The sequence below is a fragment of the Sulfurovum sp. bin170 genome, from assembly GCF_010892395.1.
GTDB lineage: Bacteria > Campylobacterota > Campylobacteria > Campylobacterales > Sulfurovaceae > UBA1140.
Genome location: NZ_JAACKB010000245.1, coordinates 1 through 2,854, shown reverse-complemented (window position 1 = coordinate 2,854; position 2,854 = coordinate 1). Strand labels below are relative to the sequence as shown.

The following is a 2,854-nucleotide window of genomic DNA, read 5'->3' as shown; positions in this document are numbered from 1 at the left end:
ATGTTTGAGCTTATGTATCTAAAGTTGACTAAACCTACGATAGATGAGACTATTGCAAAAAATAGACAAAAACATCTAAAGTATATAGCAGGGCAGGAGGAAAAAAATCCAAAAACAAAATTTACCAAAGAGTTTTTTATCCATTTTTATAAAAACAGTCCAAGAATCATCTATGATACAAATGAGAGTGTTGATAGATTGAGCAGTGATGATATGTTAAAGATATTTAGAGATAGATTTTCTGATATGAATAACTTTCATTTTGCGATTGTTGGTGATATAGAGGTTGAAAAGATTGAGAAGCTTATCGCCAAATATCTAGGGAATCTACCTACGAAAGAGAGAGAAGAGCGTTTTGTAGATAGAAAAAGAGAGTATCTTGAAGGTAGTCAGAAGTTTATAAAAGCCTATAACAATGAAGATATATCAAATGTAGCCATTCTATTTAAAAGCAAATTGGCATACACCAAAAAACGAAAATTAGCACTTGATGCTATGAGTAGTATATTAAAAGTACGGCTAAGAGAGCTTATCCGTGAAGAGAAGTCAGGTGTATATGGGATAGGAGTTAGTACAGGAATTTCAAGACTAGAGAAAAATAGGTCAAAAACCAAGATAAAATTCTCTTGTGACCCCAAAAGAAGAGCAGAGCTAATCTCCGAGGTGTATGGAGCTATAGAGACTCTAAAAAAAGGTTCAGTGACCAATGAAGAGTTAGCGGTGCATAGAAAGAAATTCCATAAAAGCTACGAGACTGCTATGAGGGAGAACTACTATTGGTTAGCTTATATGGTTGATAGCTATAGATATGGTACTCCACTAGAGGATATATTTGAACTGCCTAAATTGGTAGATAGAGTATCAAAAGATGATGTAAAAAAGATTGCAAATGAGATATTTGTAGAGGATGTCTTACAAGCAGAGTTAAATCCAAAAAAGGAGGATAAAAGATGAGTCAACGACTTATAGACCAAGCCATAGAGAATCCAATCAAAAATCCATTTCGCATAGGATGGGAGTTTTTCAAACTAAATAGAGGTTTAGCCTTTGCGATTATAGGAGTTCACTTTCTATTGAGTATACTGGGTTTGATACCAGCTATAGGAATACTATTTAGTATCGCCTCTGGTATCTTTGTGATGGCTGTTCAGATATATGTAGGAAAACTTTTCTACCAAGCAGAGGGTATGAGTGAGTTTGCTAAAGCTGTAGAGGAGAGCAGTTTACAAAATATTATTGATACAGAGACAAAAACAGCCATAGGTGCTTATATGGGTTGGATACTGTTTGCTATTGTAGTAGGCTTCACAGTTGCTCTCTCTCTTGGTGCAAACATGCAAGAGATGGCTCATGCTACCTCAACAGCCAAAGATATAGAGATACCACTAACTCCTATTTTAGTTCTTTTGGGACTACTTGTTTTATCGTATGTGTTTCCTATCGTTCAAGCAAATGTAATTTTGGCAGAGAATTTCAAAGAGGGGTTTTTTGCTGTGATGAGAATGTTCTCTGCAAACTATTGGCGTAAGGCGATGACTGGTGGGTATTTTAAATATATATCTCTTTTTTCATTAGTCCTTCTTGGATTTATGCTTCTGCTAGGATTACTTTTGTCAATTATGCTATCTATATCACCTCTGTTTTATCTGTTGATAATGGTTTTGATGATTCCTATTATGATGATTTTTACGGTTATTATGGGACTGTCGGCACTTATTGCTAATGATATTGCCGAGCCTAAAGCTTGAGTAGGGTAATTGGGATTATGTTATAATCCAAAGAAAAATATAACTTGGGGGATTTTGGATGTTTGATATTCATAACTACGATAAAGAAGAGTACGAAAAAGAAAGAAGAGAGAGATTAAAGCATAAAGAGAGACATATGCATCAAATGGAAGAGGAGGTAACATCTCACTATGATGATAATGAGCAGGAGGGTGATAATCGTAAAAAAATTTTACTAGGTCTACTCCTTGGAACAGTTGGTATTGTGGGATATTTGGGATTTAATTATCTACAAGATGGGACAAATCAACCTAAAGAAACGGTTGTTCCAACTGTTGCAAATCATCATAATGAGTTAAACTCTAGTAAGCAAAAAGAGACTACACAAGAGTTAATTACAACTATTTCTCCTACTCCATTAGAAGATAAAAAAGAGCAAAAAGAGTTAACTCCTACTATCTCACCAATATCTACTACAGAGACCTCCCCCATAATAGTTAATAAAGAGAGAGAGATTGTTGCAACTGTCACTCCAAAAATTAGCAAAGAGAGAGAGTTAAATGTTACAAATAGTCACAATGGAGAGAAAAAGCCTAAAATTGAGACCATTGAGGAGTTGTCACAGAGTGTCCAAAAAATAGTTAATAGTAATGAACCTAAAAAAGTAGAGAGTCCAAAAGTAGAAACTAAAAAGATAGAAATTGAAAAAGTAGTAAAAGAAGAGACTATTAAAAGAGAAAAACCAAAGAGACGCAACGCAAGAGTGGTTATTATTAGAAAAGGAGATACTTTAGCCTCTATTTCAAAGAAGTTTTATGGTAATTCTATGAAGTTTCAGAGAATTATAAATGCCAACTATAGTATAAAGAGTAGCTCTACCACTCTTCATCTTGGGCAAAAGATTTATGTGCCAAGATGAGAGAAAAGATATGGATAAGTTAATACCCATCAAGAATTTTCTCACTTTCCCAATTTTTCATTGGGATTCGTTTTTATTTTTTGACGACTACCGAAGCTTTTTTTCTCTCTATATCTAAACACCTTTGAATACTTTCCATTATATTATCTTCTGTAGATAGTTTTTCTCTAAGTGCAAGTTTTAGATTTCTCCATACCAGCCACTCTTT

3 protein-coding genes are annotated in these 2,854 nt (G+C 34.2%); all 3 read left to right on the top strand.

Features of this window, described 5'->3' with window-relative positions; genetic code table 11:
* On the top strand, window positions 1-954 hold a 954-nt coding region (locus GSY74_RS05895), incomplete at its 5' end, for a pitrilysin family protein (RefSeq protein ID WP_164664174.1).
* On the top strand, window positions 951-1,748 hold the full coding sequence (locus GSY74_RS05890) for a hypothetical protein (RefSeq protein WP_164664173.1): 798 nt from the start codon (window positions 951-953) through the stop codon (window positions 1,746-1,748). The genes GSY74_RS05895 and GSY74_RS05890, both read left to right, overlap by 4 nt.
* A 58-nt stretch (window positions 1,749-1,806) precedes the next feature.
* On the top strand, window positions 1,807-2,646 hold the full coding sequence (locus tag GSY74_RS05885; protein ID WP_164664172.1) for a LysM peptidoglycan-binding domain-containing protein: 840 nt from the start codon (window positions 1,807-1,809) through the stop codon (window positions 2,644-2,646).
* Window positions 2,647-2,854: the final 208 nt, after the last annotated feature.